The following is a 19,238-nucleotide window of genomic DNA, read 5'->3' on the forward strand; positions in this document are numbered from 1 at the left end:
CATAAAAAAAATGGGAACAGCGAGACGATATAGTCTCTCTGTTCCCGCATGCTGATCTCAAACTCCAGCACATTCAGGATCCTTTTTTGCAGCAACTATGACACATCTATATCCACTGTTCCGGTATCGCTACGGTGTTCTCCAACAGCCGGAATGCTTCCACGCCATTTTCGGCATCCGAAGGTAACCAGGCTTCATCCAGCGCTTCTACTCTGAGACTGAACCCTTCGTTGCCATTCTCCGTCATATTCTCATTTCCAATGAGGAATCTGTCCACCAACGGCTCTGTCGTCTCCTCCGGCCCTACTGACCGAAAGTAATAATACCAGCCTTCTTCCGAGCCCTCCCACTGACCGCGCTCCACAGCGGCCGATATCGCGCGGCCATCGATTTCACTATCATATATCGGTCTGACACGTATCCACAATCTTTTATCTGAGTTGTTTTTTATGGAGGTATCGTCGTTGAAGATCAGTTCCTCCATCGTCTCCGCCGAAACGGCAGTTGTCTTTGTCTCACGGACATGCTTGTCCGCAAACCACATGTCATATGCCATAACTCCGCTTATCAATACGAGCGCTGCAATAGCAGTCATCAGTGCTGCGGAAATCTTGTCCATGACTTCTCCCTCCCCTTCAGGAAAAGAGTATCACGTCTGCAGCCGCAAAACAACGCCATAAGCTCCCTATTATCCGTCAAATTTCCACATTTTACGCTTGTTCATCATTCCCCTTGCAGAGTTCCGGCTTCTGTTACTCCCAGCAGAGACCTTATGTAACCGGTCACTTCTTCTCTCGGGATATGAAGCGCGTATGAAAATTCCTCCTCCACCAGCTTTTCAGCTGATTTAAGGGTATTCTCGTCCGTGGCGGAAAGTGCTTTCCCTACCAGGACAAGCTCACGTTTTTTCATATATATGCATCGTATCATCAGCAACAGTTTCTGTGTAACGCCGCCTACCAGTATATCATGGAAGCGTTCCGTCCTGTTTCTCCTGTCTCCATCCCATATTATCTCCTTATCCTTCATACCGAGAAGCAGCGAGTCTATCTCTTTCTTCGTCATGACAGGCCTCAGTTTTCCCATGAGTTTTTCGTTATTGAGCGGAACATATATGGTCGAAGAATCGCTGCTGGCCGGTTTGAGGATACAATAAGGATTTTTCTCCGTGTCCAGCGCAAACTTCATCATCCGGACATCCTCCACCAGGCAGATCCCATTAGTCCCATAAACAACGTACTGACCTTTTGTGATCATGCTGCTCTCGATCAAACTGTCGTCCATTAAAATACACCTTCTTTTCCTTATAAACGAGCAGTACAGGCACATAACTCACTTATCCACCGGATCCATGAGAAATACGCTACATATATATTATAGCGAAAAACACCGTTTTTTTCAAAAGTTATTTAGATGGCGACCACGGCGAGTCCGCCAGGACATGAGAGGCTCGCGCATAACGAAAAAAACGGCAAACCAACAGTTTGCCGAAAAAATATATCCATATTTATTTTTTAAGTCGAAATGCACGACCTGCGTTTTTTATCAAAGCTGGCCACGCATCACTACTTCGTCGATCAGGAACGCGCAATCTTCAAAAGTCTTTTTGAAGGCCCTGACCACTTTCTTAGCAGCAGTGCTCATGATATCCCTCTTTTCTGTCTAAATTCTTTCTGCTACATCTATAGTATACAGCTTGATTTGCTGTTTGTCAACACTTTTTTTGATTCATTTGCTGTTTTAGTTGTTTTTAACAAATATTTTTTGATTTTTTCGACATTCTACTACGCATTCTCCCACATTCTAAGCACAGTTGAAATTTTTTTCACAATCATTGGTGCTCGGGAAATTATTTTCACGGCTTTCAGGAAAAAAATTTCCGTGAAATTGTTTGACAATTTTGCCGCTGTTTTTTGTTTTTTTCTACTAAAAATTTTTAAAAGGCCCGAACTTTTCTATTTTCAAAGGGCAAAGCCATCCCGTTATTTTTCTTTGTCAAAAAAATATTTTTTGGTCCTTTGTGGCACAATAATTGCTGTTCTATAGGGTATCAACTTTTAGGAATTTTAGGAGTTTATTAGGAGGAAAAAGTCTATGTCAGAAAATCAAAACTTACAGAAGTCTTTTAAGACACGTGACGTCCTGGCTATGGCCTTCGGTTCCATGATCGGCTGGGGCTGGATAATGCTGGCCGGCGAATGGGCCGATCAAGCCGGAATGCTGGGCGCGATACTGGCCTACGGTGTGGGTGCGATACTGTGTATCGTAGTAGGTCTGGCTTATGCGGAGCTTACACCTGCGATCCCGTTTACCGGCGGCGGCGTAGTATTCGCCTACAAAGGTATGGGATACTGGCCATCGGTATTCACAGGTATCGCTACTGTACTGGCTTACCTGGGCGTTGCCGCATGGGAAGGACCTGGATTCTCGACAGCTGTGAATTACCTCGTTGAGATTCCTAGGATCGGATATCTGTGGACTGTTCAAGGATCGGATGTATACATTTCCGTATGCCTCGTAGCCATCATCATGTCCGTGATCATCACAGCCATCAACTATTTTGGCGCAAGCGCCACTGCGGCTTTCCAGACGATCGCCACAGTTTGCCTGATCGTTGTCGGCCTCATATTCCTCGGCGGCGGAGTATTCCTCGGAGACACCGAGTACACGAAACCGCTCTTCACTGACTTCGGCGGATTCGCTGCCGTACTGCTGATGGTACCTAGCATGTTCGTTGGATTCGACGTTATACCTCAGTCGGCAAGCGAGATGGATGTTCCTTTAAAGAAAATCCCTAGCATATTGATCATTTCCATATGCATGGCCGCCGCATGGTATATGCTGATGATCCTGGCCACATGTCTGTCTGCGCCGTCTGACCTCAGAGCTGAAGCAGCCATACCTGTTGCGGATGCCATGGCCAATGCTTTCGGCAGCCCTGTTTGGGGCAAGGTCTGCATCGTAGGCGCTATCTGTGGTATACTGACAAGCTGGAACGGATTCCTCTATGGAAGCGCTCGTTGCCTGTACTCGCTGGCTAACGCCAAGATGATGCCTGCTTTCCTCGGAAAGATCCATCCGAAACACAAGACTCCAAGCAACGCTGTCCTGTTCGTTGGATTCATCTCCACCTTCGCATGCCTGCTTGGTTCTGGAGCTCTTACCTGGCTCGTGAATGCAGCTGCATTCGGAACTGTACTCACATACTTCATGGTTGTTCTGTCATTTGTATTCCTGAGAAAGAACATGCCTAATCTGGAGAGACCTTACAGAGTCCCTGCAGCGAAATTCATCGGCACACTGGCAGTACTGATCTCCATCTTCTTCATCTGCCTCTACCTGCCGTTTGGACCTAGCCCTCTCATCGGGATCGAATGGGCAATGGTTCTTGGATGGATAGTACTGGGATTCATCCTGGCTTTCTACGCATACTTCAAGTACAAAGATGTTACTCCGGAGGAACGTGCAAGCCTTATGTTCAGGAAAGAAGAGTAAGCAAGGAAACTTCCTTTTATCAAAACGACCGCCATGGAAAACCAGGCGGTCGTTTTTTTACGCAAACCGCAAACAAAAATATCTCTCCTTCTGGAGAGATATTTTTGTTTGGCGCGCCACAAGGGACTCGAACCCCTAACCTTCGCATTCGTAGTGCGCGACTCTATCCAATTGAGCTAGTGGCGCTTATCAGCCATATCCTTCGACCGTACTAGGAAATTATACACTATTACACCTCTCCATGTCAAAATATATTTACTCTGTTTTTTCCATGGTTTCACGCATCCTGGCCAGCACCTTCTTTTCTATCCTGGAAACTTGCACCTGTGATATTCCCAGTACTCCGGCTATCTGCTGCTGAGTCATATCCTTGAAGTATCTGAGAACGATTATCTGCCGTTCTCTGTCCCCCAAGCTGCCTATGGCCTCTTTGAGATCTATCATCTCCACATTCTGCTGTTCTTCATCGACATAGTATCCGCCGTGCATCCCTTCAGGTATGAATTCATTATCCAGGCTTTCTATGTTGGCCATGGAGTCGATAGCCCCGAGGATCTCCATCACATGTTCCTTGGAAACCCCCATTTTTTCAGCCAGATAGCTTATTTTAGGGCTCTTTCCGTTTTTGTTGTAATATCCCTGCTGTAAAGACTTGAGTGTCTTCATCTCATTTTTGAGCTGTCGGCTTACTTTTATCTTTCCGTCATCCCTCAAAAACCTCTTTATCTCACCTAATATCATGGGAACCGCATAGGTGGAGAACATCACGTCAAACTTGGGGTCGAATCTGTCTATAGCCTTTACCAGCCCCACGAAACCGACCTGCATCAGATCATCAGCTTCATAATAGCCTGACGCATACTTCATCGCTAAGTTTTTTACAAGCCCGATGTTTTGTGTGACTACCAGCTCCCGCGCCCTGCGGTCCCCGTTCTGTGCTTCCTCTATTAGTCTGTATGTATCCTCCTTAGCTACAGGTTCATATTTATATGCCACTTACAACATCCAGATATTTGGTCATGATCACAGTGGTTCCCTTGCCTGTCTCCGACCGTACCGCCAGCCTGTCTGTAAAGCTTTCCATCACGGTGAATCCCATTCCGGAGCGTTCCTCATCCTTTGCTGTGGAAAACATAGGCTCCATGGCTTTCTCCACATCTTCTATACCCACGCCTTTATCCTCCACTACTATCACCAGTTTGCCACTGGTCGACACGGAACATTCCAGCCTTATCTTCGCTTCGTCTTTATCCGGAAAAACGCTGTATCCGTGTATTATACTGTTGCTGACCGCTTCAGATACCGCCGTCTTGATCTCTGTCAGCTCCTCCACAGTGGGATCCAGCGGCATGACGAAAGCAGCAGCTACAGCTCTGGCAAAAGCTTCGTTTTCCGGCAGCGCACTGAATTCCATACTCATCCTGTTGTCCATATATCAAACCTCCATACTCATCTGCTCCTGGCCGTTTATCATCGCAGCCGCGCTTTCAAAATCCTTGGCTTTCGGGACTATGGAAAACACTCCCGCCATATCCAGCAGCTTTTCTATATAATTGCTGCATCCCGATATATATATTTTCCCGCCGCTCTTCTGAAGTTTCTTATATCTGCCGAGGACGACGCCTATCCCTGAACTGTCCATAAACTCAACACCGCTGAAATCAAGGACAAGATCGCTGCATCCGAATGCCTTCATGGACTTATCTATAGCCTGCCTCAATGGCATAGCGCTGTGATGATCTACTTCACCTTTAATACATGAGATCAGGATATCCCCGGAAACTCTGAAGATTACTTCCACTAAAAAACCCCCTTCGTTCAAAAGACTACAATACAATTATAATCTCTTGACGAGGGGGTTGTCCTTAGGAGAAAATGCATGAATATCACTAATTTTGTCGATTATTTCGGAAAGATATCGACGACTTCCTCCGATTGAACAGCCGCCTTTATCAGCCCTTCGCAATCCAGCTTGCTTTCCGACTCCAATATCCTGTCCAGCTTTGGCTTCGTTACCGGGTGCTTTGGTAAAAATACAGTGCAGCAGTCCTCATACGGCTGGATCGACGTCTCATATGTGCCTATCTCCTGGGCTTTATCCATGATGTCTACCTTGTCCATAGCGATCAGCGGCCTCATTACGGGCATCGTTACGGAAGCATCAGTCACGACCAGCGCCTCCGCTGTCTGACTGGCCACCTGTCCCAGGTTCTCACCCGTTATCAACATTCCACACCCTGTATTTTCAGCTATCCGCTGAGCTATCCGCATCATGAATCTCCTTACGAGAATAGTCGTCTCTTCCTCAGGACAATTCTGAACTATCTGTTCCTGTATCGGCAAAAGGTTTATTACGTGCATCTTGAAGCGGCCGCAATACGTTGCCACGATAGATGCCAATTCCTCCACCTTTTCACGGGCTCTCTGGCTCGTATATGGATACGAATGGAAATGCACAGCTTCTATCATCATTCCACGCTTAGCCATCATCCACGTAGCTACAGGAGAGTCTATCCCGCCTGACAACAGGGACATCCCCTTGCCATTGGTCCCCAGCGGCAACCCTCCGAATCCCGATATCTTGTCCTGATATATATACGATTTATCATGTCTGACATCCACAAACAGCAGACAGTCAGGATCATGGACATCTACCTTGAGGACCTTACAGCCTTTCAGAACAGCCGCGCCTATCTGCCTTCCTATATCAGGAGACTTGACAGGGAATGTCTTGTCAGCTCTCTTCGCCTCTACCTTGAATGTCTTCACACCCCTCTCCTCGATAGCTTCCAGCATATATGCCACCGCCGCTTCTCCTATGGCCTCCATCGTACTTTCACATTCTACCGCCGGACTGATGGATGCCACTCCAAACACCTTGGATATTTCCTTTATTATCGCTTGCTTATCCAGGTTTCCGTCGGCCCTGACGAATATCAGTCCCTCATGGCGCTTGACGCTGACGCCATCGAATTTTTTCAGCAGCTTCTTTATACGTTCCACCAGCATCCGCTCAAAATACGGCTTGTTCATCCCTTTGAGCGCCACTTCTCCACACCTTACTATGAAAATATGTTCACCGTTCACTTCTCTGTTCACCTCTGTCATAAACTTTATACAAATCCATTGGCGTATCGTCATGTAGCTGACACAGCCTTTTGGCCCTCTCCAACTCGCGGCTGCTACCTGAAGCTTCCCAACTTCCTGAATCGTTTCACCGCAGCGGCCACCTTCTCCGTTACCACATCTATCTCATCGATATCGTTCATCTGACCGAAACTGAAACGTAGCGTGCCCTCTATTTCTCTGTCCGTAAGCCCCATGGCTTTCAGGACATGACTTTGACCTTTTTTGTTGGAAGAACAGGCTGAGCCCGTGGAAACATATATACCGTCCTGCTCCAGGGTGTGGAGCAGCACCTCGCCTCTCGTTCCCGGAAAGGAGACATTCAAAATATATGGACAGCACATCCCTTCCCTTTCTCCTGTCTGTTCCGGGCTGTTGATGACCATATCGCTGATTTTCGCTCTGAGGCCTTCTGCCAAGCGGTCACGTATTTTCGATGCTGCTGCCATGCTTTCTTTCATGGTGATCTCCGATATCTCCGCAGCCACACCAAACCCCGCTATGGCAGGAACATTTTCCGTCCCGGAACGCTTTCCCGATTCCTGTCCGCCGCCGCAGATGAAAGCCGGCAAGTTCGTCCCCTCTCCTACGTACACCGCTCCTGTTCCCTTAGGTCCATGTATCTTGTGACCGCTTACAGTTATCACGTCCGCGTCATTGCAAAGATTCAGTTTCCCAAAGCTCTGTACCGAATCGCAGTGGAATATCCCCGGAGCATTTTTCGCTTTCATGATCTCTTTTATCCTGTTCACCGGCATTACAGTGCCGACTTCATTATTGACATGCATCACCGACACCAGTATAGTCTTATCATCTATGGCGTCTTCCAACGCCGCCGTATCCAGTCTGCAATTCCTGTCGACACCTATGTATTCGACATCAAATCCCTGTTCCTGTAATGCTTTACAGCATTCCAGGACAGCCGGATGCTCCACGGCAGTCGTTACGATCTTATTACCTCGCCGTCTGAGAGCCTTTACCGCTCCAAACACCGCCATATTATCGCCTTCCGTTCCTCCGGAAGTAAAATAGACACGCCCGTCCCCAAGCCCCATCGCCTCGAGGACGCGGCGGCGTGCCGTTTTTATAGCCTTTTCACTGTCGACTCCCAGCTGATACAGGGATGATGGATTCCCAAAATACTCCTCCATGTACTTTATCATGGTTTCCGTGACTTCCGGGAACTGTCTGGTCGTCGCGCTGTTATCCAAATAAATCATACAACTCTCCTATACCCATCGGTATGCCGCTCGGCCGCGGTGTACCGCTCAGCCGCTATTACGGCATAAAAGAGGCGGATCAAATCCGCCTCCACTTTCACATTCTCTTATTTCGCATAATCTATGGCTCTCGTCTCTCTTACGACGTTGACCTTTATCTGCCCCGGATATTCCAGCTCGGATTCTATCTTCTTGGATATGTCCCTGGCCAGGAGCACAATATCGTCGTCACTCACTTCATCAGGCTTGGCGATGATCCTTATTTCCCTTCCGGCCTGGATAGCATATGACCTTTCCACACCCTCGGTAGTATTTGCGATCTCTTCCAGCTTCTGAAGTCTCTTGATATAAGATTCCAGCGTCTCTCTCCTGGCTCCCGGTCTGGCTGCCGATAAGGCATCCGCCGCCGCTATAAGTACAGCTTCTATGGATTTAGGCTCATAATCTCCGTGGTGAGCCGCCATCCCGTTTATGACAGCCTCCGATTCTTTATACTTTCTCAGCACCTCGATACCGATATCCACATGGGTACCTTCCCGCTCGTGATCCAGCGCCTTCCCTATGTCGTGGAGGAGTCCCGCTCGCTTGGCCAGCGTAACATCAAGCCCCAGTTCGCCCGCCATAAGGCCTGCCAGATGCGCCACCTCGATGGAATGCTTAAGTACGTTCTGTCCGTAAGATGTCCTGTACTTCAGTCTTCCGAGAAGCTTCACCAATTCAGGATGCAGGTTGTGTATACCCACCTCGAAGGTGGCTTGTTCGCCTTCTTCCTTGATTATAGCTTTTACCTCCCGCTCGGATTTCTGTACCATTTCTTCTATCCTCGCCGGGTGTATCCTTCCATCGACGATAAGCTTCTCGAGGGCCAGTCTGGCCACTTCCCTTCTCACAGGATCGAATCCTGAAAGTATAACAGCCTCCGGAGTATCATCTATTATCAGATCTATGCCCGTAAGAGTCTCTATCGCTCTGATATTCCTGCCCTCACGTCCTATGATCCTGCCCTTCATCTCATCGTTAGGCAGCGGCACTACCGATACGGTCGATTCCGCCACATGGTCGGCAGCACATCTCTGTATCGCGCCTGTGATTATCTCCTTTGCCTTCTTGTCCGCCTCATCCTTGGCTTTGCTCTCTATCTCCTTATACAGCAGCGCAGCGTCGCTTCTGGCCTCCTTTTCGACCTTCTGGAGTATTATCTCCCGAGCCTGTTCTACCGAATAGCCTGATATCTTCTCAAGCTCTTCCATCTGCTGTTTTCGCAGCTTCTCCATCTCCTGCTGCTTGTTAGAGATGCTCTTTTCCTTGTTTGTGATGCTTTCTTCTTTCTTTTCAATATTTTCAAGTTTTCTGTCTATCGCTTCTTCTTTCTGAACGAGTCTCCTCTCGGACTTCTGTATCTCGTTCCTCCTCTCCCTGATCTCCCTTTCGGCATCGTTTCTCTGCCTGTGTACCTCTTCTTTGGCTTCCAGTATCTTCTCTTTTTTCAGCGTCTCCGCTCTGTTCTCGGCGTCGAGTATAAGGTTTTTCGCCTTTTGTTCAGCATTTCCTATGGTCTTTTCGCCGATAGATTTTCTCAGTATATATCCAACCAGCAGCCCTACTATCAGGGCAGCCAGTCCAACAATAACCGCCGCAACAACTCCCGTCATCGATCATCCTCCTTTTTATTCGCATTTTCAAGTCTATAATCAACTCAAAGTCACTTGATAAATATCAATTAATTACATGAAAAGTAATAATAATTAATGAAAAGCACACAATATCATTATAGACTTTTTTGGCTACCTAGTCAAGGTTGGAGGCGTGCAATGAACAACAAATTCATTCTCAGATTAAGACAGTGCGATCATTACATCATCGCCGCCTCGCTGCTGCTCTTCCTGACAGGAATGGCAGGCCTGATAAGTGTGAGCCGCGATGATCAGACCTTCCTTTCCAGGGAAGTTTTGATACAGTCTGTAGCCCTGATACTGGGGCTGATAGCAGCTTCGGCGATATTGACTCTGGGCTACAGATACTTTCTTGACCTGGAAAAGATCATATATATAGCTGGTATAATATTTCTCCTTTCAGTATACATTCCCGGCCTGGGGACCTCATTTTACGGTTCCCGTTCATGGCTGGATCTGGGTTTCGTGACGTTCCAGCCTTCAGAGCCGGTGAAGATCGCCTTTGTCATATTGATGGCATCCTATCTTTCAAGAACAGGGAAATCCCTTTCCAGCGCCAGGGGCATCGTTATGGCAGCACTCTATGGACTGCCATTCATCCTGATAGTATCTAAAGAGGATTTTGGCAGCGGATGCGTTTTCTGTGCCATATGGATATTCATGGTATTCTGCTCCGGTCTCGATCTTAAAGTGATAGTCCGGCTGGCTCTTGCGTTCATCGCTCTCATTCCGTTGTTCTATTTCTTCATGGCAGGCTATCAGAAGGACAGGATAGACGCCTTTCTGAACCCCGGCGATCTGAGCCTTCCCGGGAATTACCAGGTCTGGAATTCCAAAGCAGCCATAGGCTCCGGAGGCTTCCTGGGCAAGGGTTTCCTGCAAGGCACCCAAGGCCATCTCGGTTTTCTGCCTGTGCCCGAATCCGACTTCATCTTCGCCTCCATAACAGAAGAATTCGGTTTCATCGGCGGCATATCCACAATAGCGTTGTTCGCTCTCCTGATGTACCGTTCTCTCAAAACAGCAAAATACGCCAGTGATCTCTCAGGTACCCTCATCGCCGCGGGACTTTCCGGGATGTTCTTCTTTCAGGCTTTCGAAAACATAGCGATGAATATGGGTATCATGCCTGTGACAGGCATAACGCTTCCATTCGTAAGCTACGGCGGTTCATCTCTCATCTCCTCCATGATGGGTATAGGTCTGTTGCTGAGCGTAAGCTGCAGGCAAAAGCTGTGAACCTCTGCATCAACAGGTATTTAAAAAGCTGCCGCGTCATTATGCTTTTGACACGACAGCATCTTATCCGATCAGCTCCTACATCAGCTCTGTTATTTTATCCACTATGTCCTGGAAATTTTTTTCTATGTATGTTCCTTTCTTGCATACTATCGGCAACCCTTTGTTTGTCGATATATGTATATTATCATCGTCCTGTATGATACCGACCACCGGACTGTTGAACATGTTAAGTATAGTCATCAAATCAGGGACCAGTCCGGAACGCATAAGCTCTACCTTGACTTTATTTATTATAAAACATGTTCCGCCTATTCCTTTATCACGAAGATATCGCTCCGTCACATCGGCATCCCTGAGGGACGCCGCTTCAGGCTCAGTGACGATGACTACCTCGTCTGCCGCCGCGGCACCTACGTCCAGCATATCGCCAATGCCTGCGGGACAGTCCACTATTATATAATCGAAATATCTCGCAAGCTTTTCGCAGAGGACCTTCATGTGAAGCGGCGTTATATCCCGATCGTCTTTCATCGGGGAAGCTGCCATAAAATAGAGATCATCGAAGCCATCCACTCTGATCATCGCCTTCTTGATGCGACAGATCCCTGAGATCACGTCCATTATATTATATACGACCTTGCTCTCCATACCCAGGTAGATGTCCAGGTTCCTCATGCCCATATCCAGATCCATCAGCATGACACGGTTCCCCCTCTGAGCCAATACCGCGCCCAGATTCACGGTAACCATCGTCTTTCCTGTTCCTCCTTTTCCTGATGCGATTAAGATGACTTTTCCCATTCCAAAATTTCTCCGTACTTTCCTATTATTTCTCTCGCCACCGGCGCCGCGTTCGATGACGTCTTTCCCTGGACCAGCATGACGGCCACCGCTATCTGAGGTTCATCGGCCGGGGCCAGCGCCACCGTCCACGCAAAGCTATCATAGTCCTCTTTATAACGGTCTATGTCTTCAGACGTTATTTCCATGCCACTTTCATTTATGACAGCCCTTCTCAGTGCAGCACTGTCTTCCTCGTATATGTCGGGGTATTCATCTTTAAGACGCTCAGCTTCTTCTTCCACCTGTTCCATCGTAACGTCCGATGCTATCAGATGCAGGTGCCTTTTCAAATATTCCCTCTCGTCCTCATCGCTTTTCTTGCCCGCTCGCTGCGCGGTGCCTGTCTTGGCAGCCACTGTATACGGAAAAGAAGCGAACTGACTGTAGAGAGAACCATCCTGATCCTCCGTAACGCCTGTCATCGCCTCGATCACGCATTTCACATCGTCTTCATCGACAGTTTCGATCATTTCAGATCGTTTCCCGACAGCTTTCTCTCCTGCTGTCAACGTCACATCATTCCTGCTGCCTCCGTTAGCTAAAGATGCCATGTAATTGGCCATCTGAAGAGTAGTATAGGCATTATCCCCCTGCCCGATAGCAATATTGAACGTATCCCCTTTAGTCCACTCCATCTGTCCGAAGTAAGTATACTTGCATACAGATGCCAGCTCGTCTGCTTTATCTTTCCTGATAAAATTCTCTTTAGTTAGTTTGCCTATAATTTCATCCAAAGTCAAGTCCTTATCGGCCAATTTCACGATTTTTTCTATGTTTTTTCGTGTCTTTTTCCTGTTTTTCAATGTGCTTTTTATGAAATAGCTCTCCTCTTCCGCCAGAAGATAATTTCTCAAACTGTTCTTTATCCCTTCGGCCTTCAGCTTCTCAGAAGGGGTGCTCCCGGCGCTTTCACTTATCTCGATACCGGTCTTTTCCCCTAATCCCAGCATCTTCGCGTACTTCGTTATCATATCGTTATCCATCGTCTCATCGTACCCCAGCCCTTTTCCCGACGCCAGATCCTCACCCGAAGCTATATCATAGAAATAGTAGTTGCATGACACCTTCATGGCTTCTTTAAGACTCACATAACCATGAGTCTGCCCCGTATCATTCCACAGGGAGCATCCATAAGATCTGCCGCCCAGTGTCACCGCTCCATCATCGTACAGATATCTCTTTTCATCCAATCCGCAGCTCATGGCGGCGAGAGCTGTCACAGGCTTGAATGCAGAGCCAGGCTGTACCGCAGTCATAGTAGCCGTATTGTACAGCGGAGCCGGGCTCATCGGATCATACGGATTCTCCTGCTGTAAAGCTTCCCATTTCTCTTCCGAAATACCTGTCGCGAAATCGTTGGGATCAAAATCAGGATAACTGGCCATGGCTAACACCTCTCCAGTATCCACATCGAGAGCTACAGCAGCCCCTGACGCCGCGTTTTCCGCATATGACATGATCACCTCCCCATAATCGCTTTCGAATGTCCCGCCTTCCGAAGCCTTCACCACAGCCTGTTCCAACGCGTCTTCCGTTACTTTCTGGAGCCGCGCATCTATCGTCAACGTCAAGTCTTGTCCCTTTTCCGCTTTGCTTTCGCTTATCACGTCCTCAACATTCCCCGATGCGTCCACCCGGAATCTCGTCACCCCATCGCAGCCCTTCAACTGCTCTTCATAAACTTTCTCCACTCCATCTTTTCCTATGAGAGCATCCTTCCTATAGCTTCGCTCATCGACGAATTCCTCTTCTTCGCCGGCCGTTATCCGGCCCATATATCCCAGGATATGAGACGCCAACGCTCCATTGGGATATTCTCTCACATGATCCACAGCTACTGTTATACCGGCGTATCCTCCTTTCTCGATGAGCCCGGCCGTTTCCTCCGAAACATCCTCAGACAACGTCAAAGGAGTATAAGCGTTACATCTTCCGTCTTCGACAGCCTGCCTCAACTCGTCCAAAGTCACCTCTACATCCTCGCCGGCCTCTTCCAGCAGCGTCATGACTGCTGCCGCTGTTTCCAGCGGCTCCTCGTCTGTCCCGTTCATCTCAACAGAATAGACCTTCCTGCTGGTAGCTATGATATCGCCATTCCTGTCCAGTATATCTCCTCTGGGAGCTGTTTCGTAAACTGCCCTCACCGACATATCTTCAACAGCACTTCGCCACTTACCGGCTTCAGCCACAGTCAGGACAAAAAGCCTGGATACCAGCACCAGCCCTGCCGCAGCCATAAAAATACTCATCAGAGAATGTTTTGACTTCCTCTCTCCTTTCACTGTACCCCTCCACTCTCTCAGACATCATATCATCCCCTGAGCTCTCATGCTTACATAACATCCGTCTCCAATGACAATGTGATCCAGCACCGGTATCCCTAATATGTTTCCCGCTTCTATCAGCCTTCTGGTAGTCTCTATATCGGCTTCACTGGGCTTCGGGTCTCCACTGGGATGATTATGTATGAAAATCACTGAACCTGCGCTGCGGCGTACAGCATCCGTGAACACTTCCCGCGGATGAGTAGTGCTGGAACACAAATCGCCGACGGAGACTTCGACTTCTTCGATTATCTCGCCTTTGACGTTGATAAGCAGGCTGATGAAGTGCTCTTTCCTGTGATACCTCATTTTCTCCATGAATATGTCCGCCACATCGGATGACCGTTCTATCCTTACCAGTTCTTCACGCGGAATGGCAGCTATGCGTTTCCCCAGCTCCGCCGCTGCCAAAATAGCACAAGCTCTGGCCTCGCCTATCCCCTTGACTTTTCTTATCTCCTCAGGCCTGCAATCCGCCAGGAACTTTATCCCTCCCGTGTCCAACGCTATCACTTCGGAAGCCAGTTCCAACGATGATTTACCTCCCGTGCCGCTTCCTATCAATATGGCCAGTATCTCTGTGTTGGAAAGGCTCTCTTTCCCCTCTTTCATCAGCTTTTCCCTGGGTTTTTCGCCGTCCGGCAATCTCCTTATGTTCATTTTCCCCTTTTCCCTCCTGAATTATGTGATATTCGGCGCATGTCACGCCCAACATTATTTTACCATATTTTTACATTTAATCCATGTTTTTTTGATAGATCATTAAATATTTTGATATCATCGCGGAAATAATAATAAATGAAAACCATATTTATTCAGGAGGTAGATATCATGAATTTCAACAAAAGCATCAAATGTACCGTAGAGAACTGCAGGAACCACGCCAATACGGCCAATTACTGCTCCCTCGACTGCATCACAGTAGGTACTCACGAAGCGAACCCTGCGATGGATCAGTGTACAGACTGCCTTTCCTTCAAGAAAAAGTAATGCTAAATAGGAGCATGCTCTTTTTCTGAGGTCAGGCACTTCCCCTCTGCTTTTCGCATATAGTTAAAATCAACAGAGGGGGATACATAGAATGAGTGTTTCATTTCCGAAACCACTGACTGATAAAGAGGAGAAGTATTACATCTCACTTTGGGAAAAAGGCGACGAAAAAGCCAAGGATGTGCTCATAGAGCGCAATCTGCGTCTTGTAGCGCACATAGCTAAAAAGTATACATCTAACGTCTACACGATGGATGATTTCATTTCAATAGGGACCATAGGCCTCATCAAAGCGATAAACACCTACAGCAGCGGCAAAGCTGCCAGACTGGCCACCTACGCCGCCAGATGTATAGAGAACGAGATACTGATGAGTATGCGAGCATCGAAAAAGAATTCATCCGAGGTCTCCATAAATCTTCCTATAGGCACAGATAAAGATGGGAACGAAATAAGCCTCAATGATATCCTTGGTACTGAACCTGATGCCGTCGCCTGCGACATAAGCACCAGGCTCCAGGTGCAGGATATGATAAAGGCTATAGACCGGGTCCTCACAGACAGGGAAAAGAAAGTCATCATCTACAGATACGGAGTGCTTGGCGCTGTTCCCCGTACTCAACGGGAGGTGGCCGCCCGTCTCCATATAAGCAGATCCTACGTTTCACGTATCGAAAAGAAAGCGCTGGAAAAGCTCAAAAATGCTCTGGAGTACCGGTAAAACCGCCTATGCCAGCGCAGGTCTGCTGTAGCTTCCCGACTTGCGCAAATACTCGACAATTTCTTCAAATACGGGTCCTGCGGATGATGAACCGGATGAGCCTCCTTCAACGAGCACCGTGATCACATATTCAGGTTCGTCACATGGAGTATATCCTGTCACCCATCCGTGGGTCCCCACCGAATCTTCACTGCCATATTCAGCTGTCCCTGTCTTTATGGCTGCCTCCGGCCCACCTCCCTCATTTGACAGATCCAGGCCGGCACCTGTCCCTGTCTCCGTCACCGATTCCATCATTTCCCCTATAGTACGAGCCGTTTCTTTCGAGATCACCAGCTCATCATCTGCTTCATCTTCCACCAACAGATGGACGCCCCTGTCCATTCCTTCTGAAGCGATGATATTAGTCATCCGGGCCACCTGGACAGGCGTCACCAGGGTCTCTCCCTGACCGATGGACAGATTTCCTATGGCATCTCCGCTCCTTTCCTGCTTCGTCATGAGATGACCGCTGCTTTCCTGCGGATAGCCGTCGATGGCCTTTCTTCCGAGTCCCAGCTTCTCAGCCATCTCCACTATTTCATCAGCGCCTGTTTGCTGGCCCAGCTTTATGAAAAAGCTGTTGCACGATTGAGCGAACGCGTCTTCGAACCCTATAGTCCCATGTCCCGCATCGCCTCCTGTCTCACATCCTATAGTAAGACTTCCTGCCTTCACACTGCCGCTGCACTCGTATTCCTGCCCGATATCTATGCCTTTTTCCAGAGCCGCTGCCGCTACCGCTATCTTAAATACAGAACCGGGGGCGTATTCCCCCTGAGTCGCCCTGTTCATCAACTCATCTCCCTGACTCGCTATATGAGAATCTATATGATCAGGATCAAATCCCGGTGTAGATGCCATGGCTGTCACACCGCCTGTCCTGGAATCCAGCACCACAACCGCGCAGTTGTTCTCCATCTCATCGATGATATCCTCCACAGCCTGTTGTATGCCTTTATCGACAGTGGTCCTTATCCCGTCCTTCACATAAGAATCTTCCTTATCATCGGCAGTTATCATCAATCCCCTGCCCGGCAGGATATTGCCCTTCACATCGGCAACAGCATAGATACGCTTATTCAGCCCAGACAACACCTCGTCGTACATCAATTCCAGACCTGCCGCTCCTGACGCGTCTCTTCTGTTGACATAACCGATCAGATGAGCGGCAGTCTGGCTGTCGCTGTATCTGGCCGAGGCCTGAAGGATATATGCTCCGGTCTCCTCTATCAGCCTTTTCCCCATTTCTCTGTCATAACTTTCAGAGGATGAAACCACATAATTGTCATTATTCCCATCTACCTCTTCCGCTCCCAGCTCCTTCAGCAAAGCTTCCGCTCTGTCAGTGAATCGATCTGCCTTTATTATATAGATATACTTCTCATCATCAGCTACCAGAGGGCTTCCGTTCCTGTCATATATGATACCTCTTGTATTGCTTCCTTCCAGCGCTATCATCGACTGAGCTCTTGTAGCCTCCGCCAGTTCATCCCCTCCGACCAGCTGGATATACGCCAGTCTGCACACCAGCAGCACTATCACCACAGCAGTCATGAAGACTATCTTCTTAAGATTTACGGCCATTTCACCCATAAAAAAACTCCCCTGCAGGTATTTTCCCCATGCAGAGGAGTGTTATACGATTGTTATACGATGATTTTTATTTAAGGCTGTGAAGGAATAATCCGCTGGCCAGTTTAGGCTCGAACCATGTAGATTTAGGCGGCATCACCATCCCGTTGTCGGAGACCTCCATCAGATCCTTCACATCTACCGGGTAGACGGCAAAAGCCACTTTCATATCACTTGTCGCTCGCCTTTCCAGTTCCTGCAGACCACGTATACCTCCTACGAAATCTATTCTCTTATCGGTCCTCGGATCGCTGATACCCAGTATCGGCTCGAAGATATTGTTCTGCAATATAGCCACATCCAGTGAATCTATCACATGATCCGGGATTATCTCGCTCTTTGCCGTCAGTTTGTACCACTTGCCGTCCAGATACATGGCAAATACGTGCTTGGCATCAGGTCTGTATGGTTCAGCCCCCATTTCCTCGACGTCAAACCCGGAAGCCTTCACCCTATCGATGAATCCGTCTTCCGTCAGTCCATTCAGATCCTTTATTACTCTGTTGTAATCGAATATCTTCAGATCGCTGTCAGGGAATATAGCTGCCATGAAGAAATTGAACTCCTCGTCGCCTTTATATCCCGGATTTTCCTTCCTGCGCTTCAATCCCACCTTGCAGGCCGACGCGCTCCTGTGGTGTCCATCGGCGATATACAGAGCAGGCACTTCTCCGAACAGGGCGACGAGCTCCGCCACCATCCCTTCATCATCTACGACCCAGAGCATATGGCGTATACCGTCATCTGCCGTGATATCATAAACAGGCTCATGGTTGTCGGCAAAATCAGCGATCATGCTCCTTATCTTACCATCGTCCCTGTAAGTGAGAAACACAGGCTCGGTATCCGTATCGCATACATCGAAGTGATTGATTCTGTCCTGCTCCTTCTCAAGCCTTGTGAATTCATGTTTTTTTATGGTGTTATTCTGATATTCGTCCACTGATACACAGCCTACTATGCCGGTCTGCACCCGACCATCCATGATCTCCCTGTATATGTAGATGGCAGGCTTGTCCTCCTGTATGAACACACCTTCTCTCAGGTTCTTCCCGATGTTCTCCTTCGCCTTCTCGTACACCGATCTGTCGTATGGGTCCTCCTGGTCCGGCAGATCTATCTCGGACCTGCATATGTGCAGAAAACTGTACGGATTCCCTTCCGCCATCTGCGCAGCTTCTTTCCTGTTCATTACATCGTACGGAAGCGATATGACTCTGGCAGCGTATTCGCCGGCTGGCCTTATCGCTCTAAACGGTCTTACTGTAGCCATTACCTGATCTCCTTTAATATCATTTCTGTTACTTCATCTATCGAAAGCCCTGTCGAATCTATCTCAAGGGCATCTTCGGCTTTCCTCAGCGGATTCAGCTTCCTGGTCGAGTCTCTGTGATCGCGTTCCTGTATATCATTCAACACCTGATCGAAGGAAACATCCTCTCCTCTGGCCTTGAGCTCCTTATATCTCCTTCCTGCCCGTTCTTCGGCGGACGCCGTGAGGAAAAACTTGTGCTCGGCGTCTTTCAGCACATTATTGCCTATATCACGCCCATCCATGATGACGCTCTTCTTGGCCCCCATGTCCCGCTGTATGTCGACCAGTTTTTCTCTCACCTGTGGCAGCGCCGAACAGACCGATGCCGCCTCCGACATTTCCGGCGTGCGTATCTTGTCGCTGACCACTTCTCCATCCAGTATGATGTCGCCCTTCACGAAATCTATATCGGTAGAAGCCAGCATCTTCTCCAGCCGCCCGATATCGTCAGCCTCTATACCTTCCCGCTTCATCTTATATCCTATAGCTCTGTACATGGCTCCTGTGTCCACATAATCGATCCCCAGCTTTTCCGCAACTGCCTTCGCTATAGTGCTCTTGCCCGCGCCGCTGGGTCCATCGACAGCTATCCTCATCAATCCGCCCATATCCTTC

The 19,238-nt window shown here is 48.4% G+C and carries 18 protein-coding genes and 1 tRNA gene; 4 read left to right on the forward strand and 15 right to left on the reverse strand.

The window, feature by feature from the left end:
• Window positions 1-106: 106 nt before the first annotated feature.
• Both ACQY69_RS05355 and ACQY69_RS05360 read right to left on the reverse strand, forming a co-directional pair.
• A complete protein-coding gene (locus ACQY69_RS05355; RefSeq protein WP_428259237.1) occupies window positions 107-619 on the reverse strand; it encodes a hypothetical protein in 513 nt (170 codons plus the stop codon).
• Between the two features lie 104 nt (window positions 620-723).
• Complete coding sequence (locus ACQY69_RS05360; protein WP_428259239.1) at window positions 724-1,284, reverse strand: CarD family transcriptional regulator; 561 nt, start codon at window positions 1,282-1,284, stop codon at window positions 724-726.
• Between the two features lie 810 nt (window positions 1,285-2,094).
• On the opposite strand from ACQY69_RS05360, the gene ACQY69_RS05365 reads away from it, so the two are divergent.
• Window positions 2,095-3,495 carry an APC family permease gene (locus ACQY69_RS05365; protein ID WP_428259240.1) on the forward strand — a complete coding sequence of 467 codons (1,401 nt, stop codon included), beginning with the start codon at window positions 2,095-2,097 and terminating at the stop codon, window positions 3,493-3,495.
• Between the two features lie 109 nt (window positions 3,496-3,604).
• Here ACQY69_RS05365 and ACQY69_RS05370 read toward each other — a convergent pair.
• The 7 genes from ACQY69_RS05370 to rny all read right to left on the reverse strand — a co-directional run bounded on the left by ACQY69_RS05370 (window position 3,605) and on the right by rny (window position 9,493).
• Window positions 3,605-3,681 (reverse strand) — tRNA-Arg (locus tag ACQY69_RS05370).
• Window positions 3,682-3,750: 69 nt separating this feature from the next.
• A complete protein-coding gene (locus ACQY69_RS05375; protein WP_428259242.1) occupies window positions 3,751-4,491 on the reverse strand; it encodes a sigma-70 family RNA polymerase sigma factor in 741 nt (246 codons plus the stop codon).
• Complete coding sequence (gene spoIIAB / locus ACQY69_RS05380; protein ID WP_428259244.1) at window positions 4,481-4,927, reverse strand: anti-sigma F factor; 447 nt, start codon at window positions 4,925-4,927, stop codon at window positions 4,481-4,483. The genes ACQY69_RS05375 and spoIIAB overlap by 11 nt, the downstream gene beginning before the upstream one ends.
• Window positions 4,928-4,930: 3 nt before the next feature.
• Window positions 4,931-5,296, reverse strand: coding sequence for an STAS domain-containing protein (locus ACQY69_RS05385; RefSeq protein ID WP_428259246.1), 366 nt, complete (start codon window positions 5,294-5,296; stop codon window positions 4,931-4,933).
• A gap of 101 nt (window positions 5,297-5,397) precedes the next feature.
• The gene (thiI, locus tag ACQY69_RS05390; protein ID WP_428259248.1) at window positions 5,398-6,582 is read right to left on the reverse strand and encodes a tRNA uracil 4-sulfurtransferase ThiI; all 1,185 of its coding nucleotides are present in this window, start codon (window positions 6,580-6,582) and stop codon (window positions 5,398-5,400) included.
• A 95-nt stretch (window positions 6,583-6,677) separates the two neighbouring features.
• Window positions 6,678-7,841, reverse strand: a complete 1,164-nt coding sequence (locus tag ACQY69_RS05395) for a cysteine desulfurase family protein (RefSeq protein ID WP_428259249.1) — start codon at window positions 7,839-7,841, stop codon at window positions 6,678-6,680.
• 107 nt (window positions 7,842-7,948) lie between these two features.
• Window positions 7,949-9,493 (reverse strand): ribonuclease Y, encoded by a 1,545-nt coding sequence (gene rny, locus ACQY69_RS05400; protein ID WP_428259251.1) that lies wholly within the window; start codon window positions 9,491-9,493, stop codon window positions 7,949-7,951.
• A 159-nt stretch (window positions 9,494-9,652) separates the two neighbouring features.
• Between rny and ACQY69_RS05405 the strand changes: the two genes are divergently transcribed.
• Window positions 9,653-10,753, forward strand: coding sequence for an FtsW/RodA/SpoVE family cell cycle protein (locus ACQY69_RS05405; RefSeq protein WP_428259253.1), 1,101 nt, complete (start codon window positions 9,653-9,655; stop codon window positions 10,751-10,753).
• 78 nt (window positions 10,754-10,831) lie between these two features.
• On the opposite strand, the gene minD is transcribed toward ACQY69_RS05405, so the two are convergent.
• The 3 genes from minD to radC are packed head-to-tail and all read right to left on the reverse strand — an operon-like array spanning window position 10,832 to window position 14,583.
• Window positions 10,832-11,557 carry a septum site-determining protein MinD gene (gene minD, locus ACQY69_RS05410; protein WP_428259254.1) on the reverse strand — a complete coding sequence of 242 codons (726 nt, stop codon included), beginning with the start codon at window positions 11,555-11,557 and terminating at the stop codon, window positions 10,832-10,834.
• Window positions 11,539-13,881, reverse strand: coding sequence for a peptidoglycan D,D-transpeptidase FtsI family protein (locus tag ACQY69_RS05415; protein ID WP_428259255.1), 2,343 nt, complete (start codon window positions 13,879-13,881; stop codon window positions 11,539-11,541). Before ACQY69_RS05415 ends, minD begins: the two co-directional genes overlap by 19 nt.
• Window positions 13,882-13,905: 24 nt before the next feature.
• On the reverse strand, window positions 13,906-14,583 hold the full coding sequence (radC, locus tag ACQY69_RS05420) for a RadC family protein (RefSeq protein ID WP_428259257.1): 678 nt from the start codon (window positions 14,581-14,583) through the stop codon (window positions 13,906-13,908).
• A gap of 171 nt (window positions 14,584-14,754) precedes the next feature.
• On the opposite strand from radC, the gene ACQY69_RS05425 reads away from it, so the two are divergent.
• Complete coding sequence (locus ACQY69_RS05425) at window positions 14,755-14,913, forward strand: DUF1540 domain-containing protein (protein WP_428259259.1); 159 nt, start codon at window positions 14,755-14,757, stop codon at window positions 14,911-14,913.
• Between the two features lie 91 nt (window positions 14,914-15,004).
• Entirely contained in the window at window positions 15,005-15,634 is a 630-nt protein-coding gene (sigK, locus tag ACQY69_RS05430) for an RNA polymerase sporulation sigma factor SigK (RefSeq protein ID WP_428259261.1), read from the forward strand.
• Between the two features lie 6 nt (window positions 15,635-15,640).
• Here sigK and ACQY69_RS05435 read toward each other — a convergent pair whose 3' ends face one another.
• The 3 genes from ACQY69_RS05435 to cmk form a co-directional block, all read right to left on the reverse strand.
• Window positions 15,641-17,269: a peptidoglycan D,D-transpeptidase FtsI family protein gene (locus ACQY69_RS05435; RefSeq protein ID WP_428259262.1), complete on the reverse strand. Its 1,629-nt coding sequence runs from the start codon at window positions 17,267-17,269 to the stop codon at window positions 15,641-15,643.
• Window positions 17,270-17,336: 67 nt separating this feature from the next.
• Window positions 17,337-18,581, reverse strand: coding sequence for a DUF1015 domain-containing protein (locus ACQY69_RS05440; protein ID WP_428259264.1), 1,245 nt, complete (start codon window positions 18,579-18,581; stop codon window positions 17,337-17,339).
• Entirely contained in the window at window positions 18,581-19,231 is a 651-nt protein-coding gene (cmk, locus tag ACQY69_RS05445) for a (d)CMP kinase (RefSeq protein WP_428261019.1), read from the reverse strand. Before cmk ends, ACQY69_RS05440 begins: the two co-directional genes overlap by 1 nt.
• Between the last annotated feature and the right edge of the window lie 7 nt (window positions 19,232-19,238).

The organism is Gallibacter sp. Marseille-QA0791 (assembly GCF_965119705.1).
Taxonomy (GTDB): domain Bacteria; phylum Bacillota; class Clostridia; order Peptostreptococcales; family Anaerovoracaceae; genus Lentihominibacter; species Lentihominibacter excrementipullorum.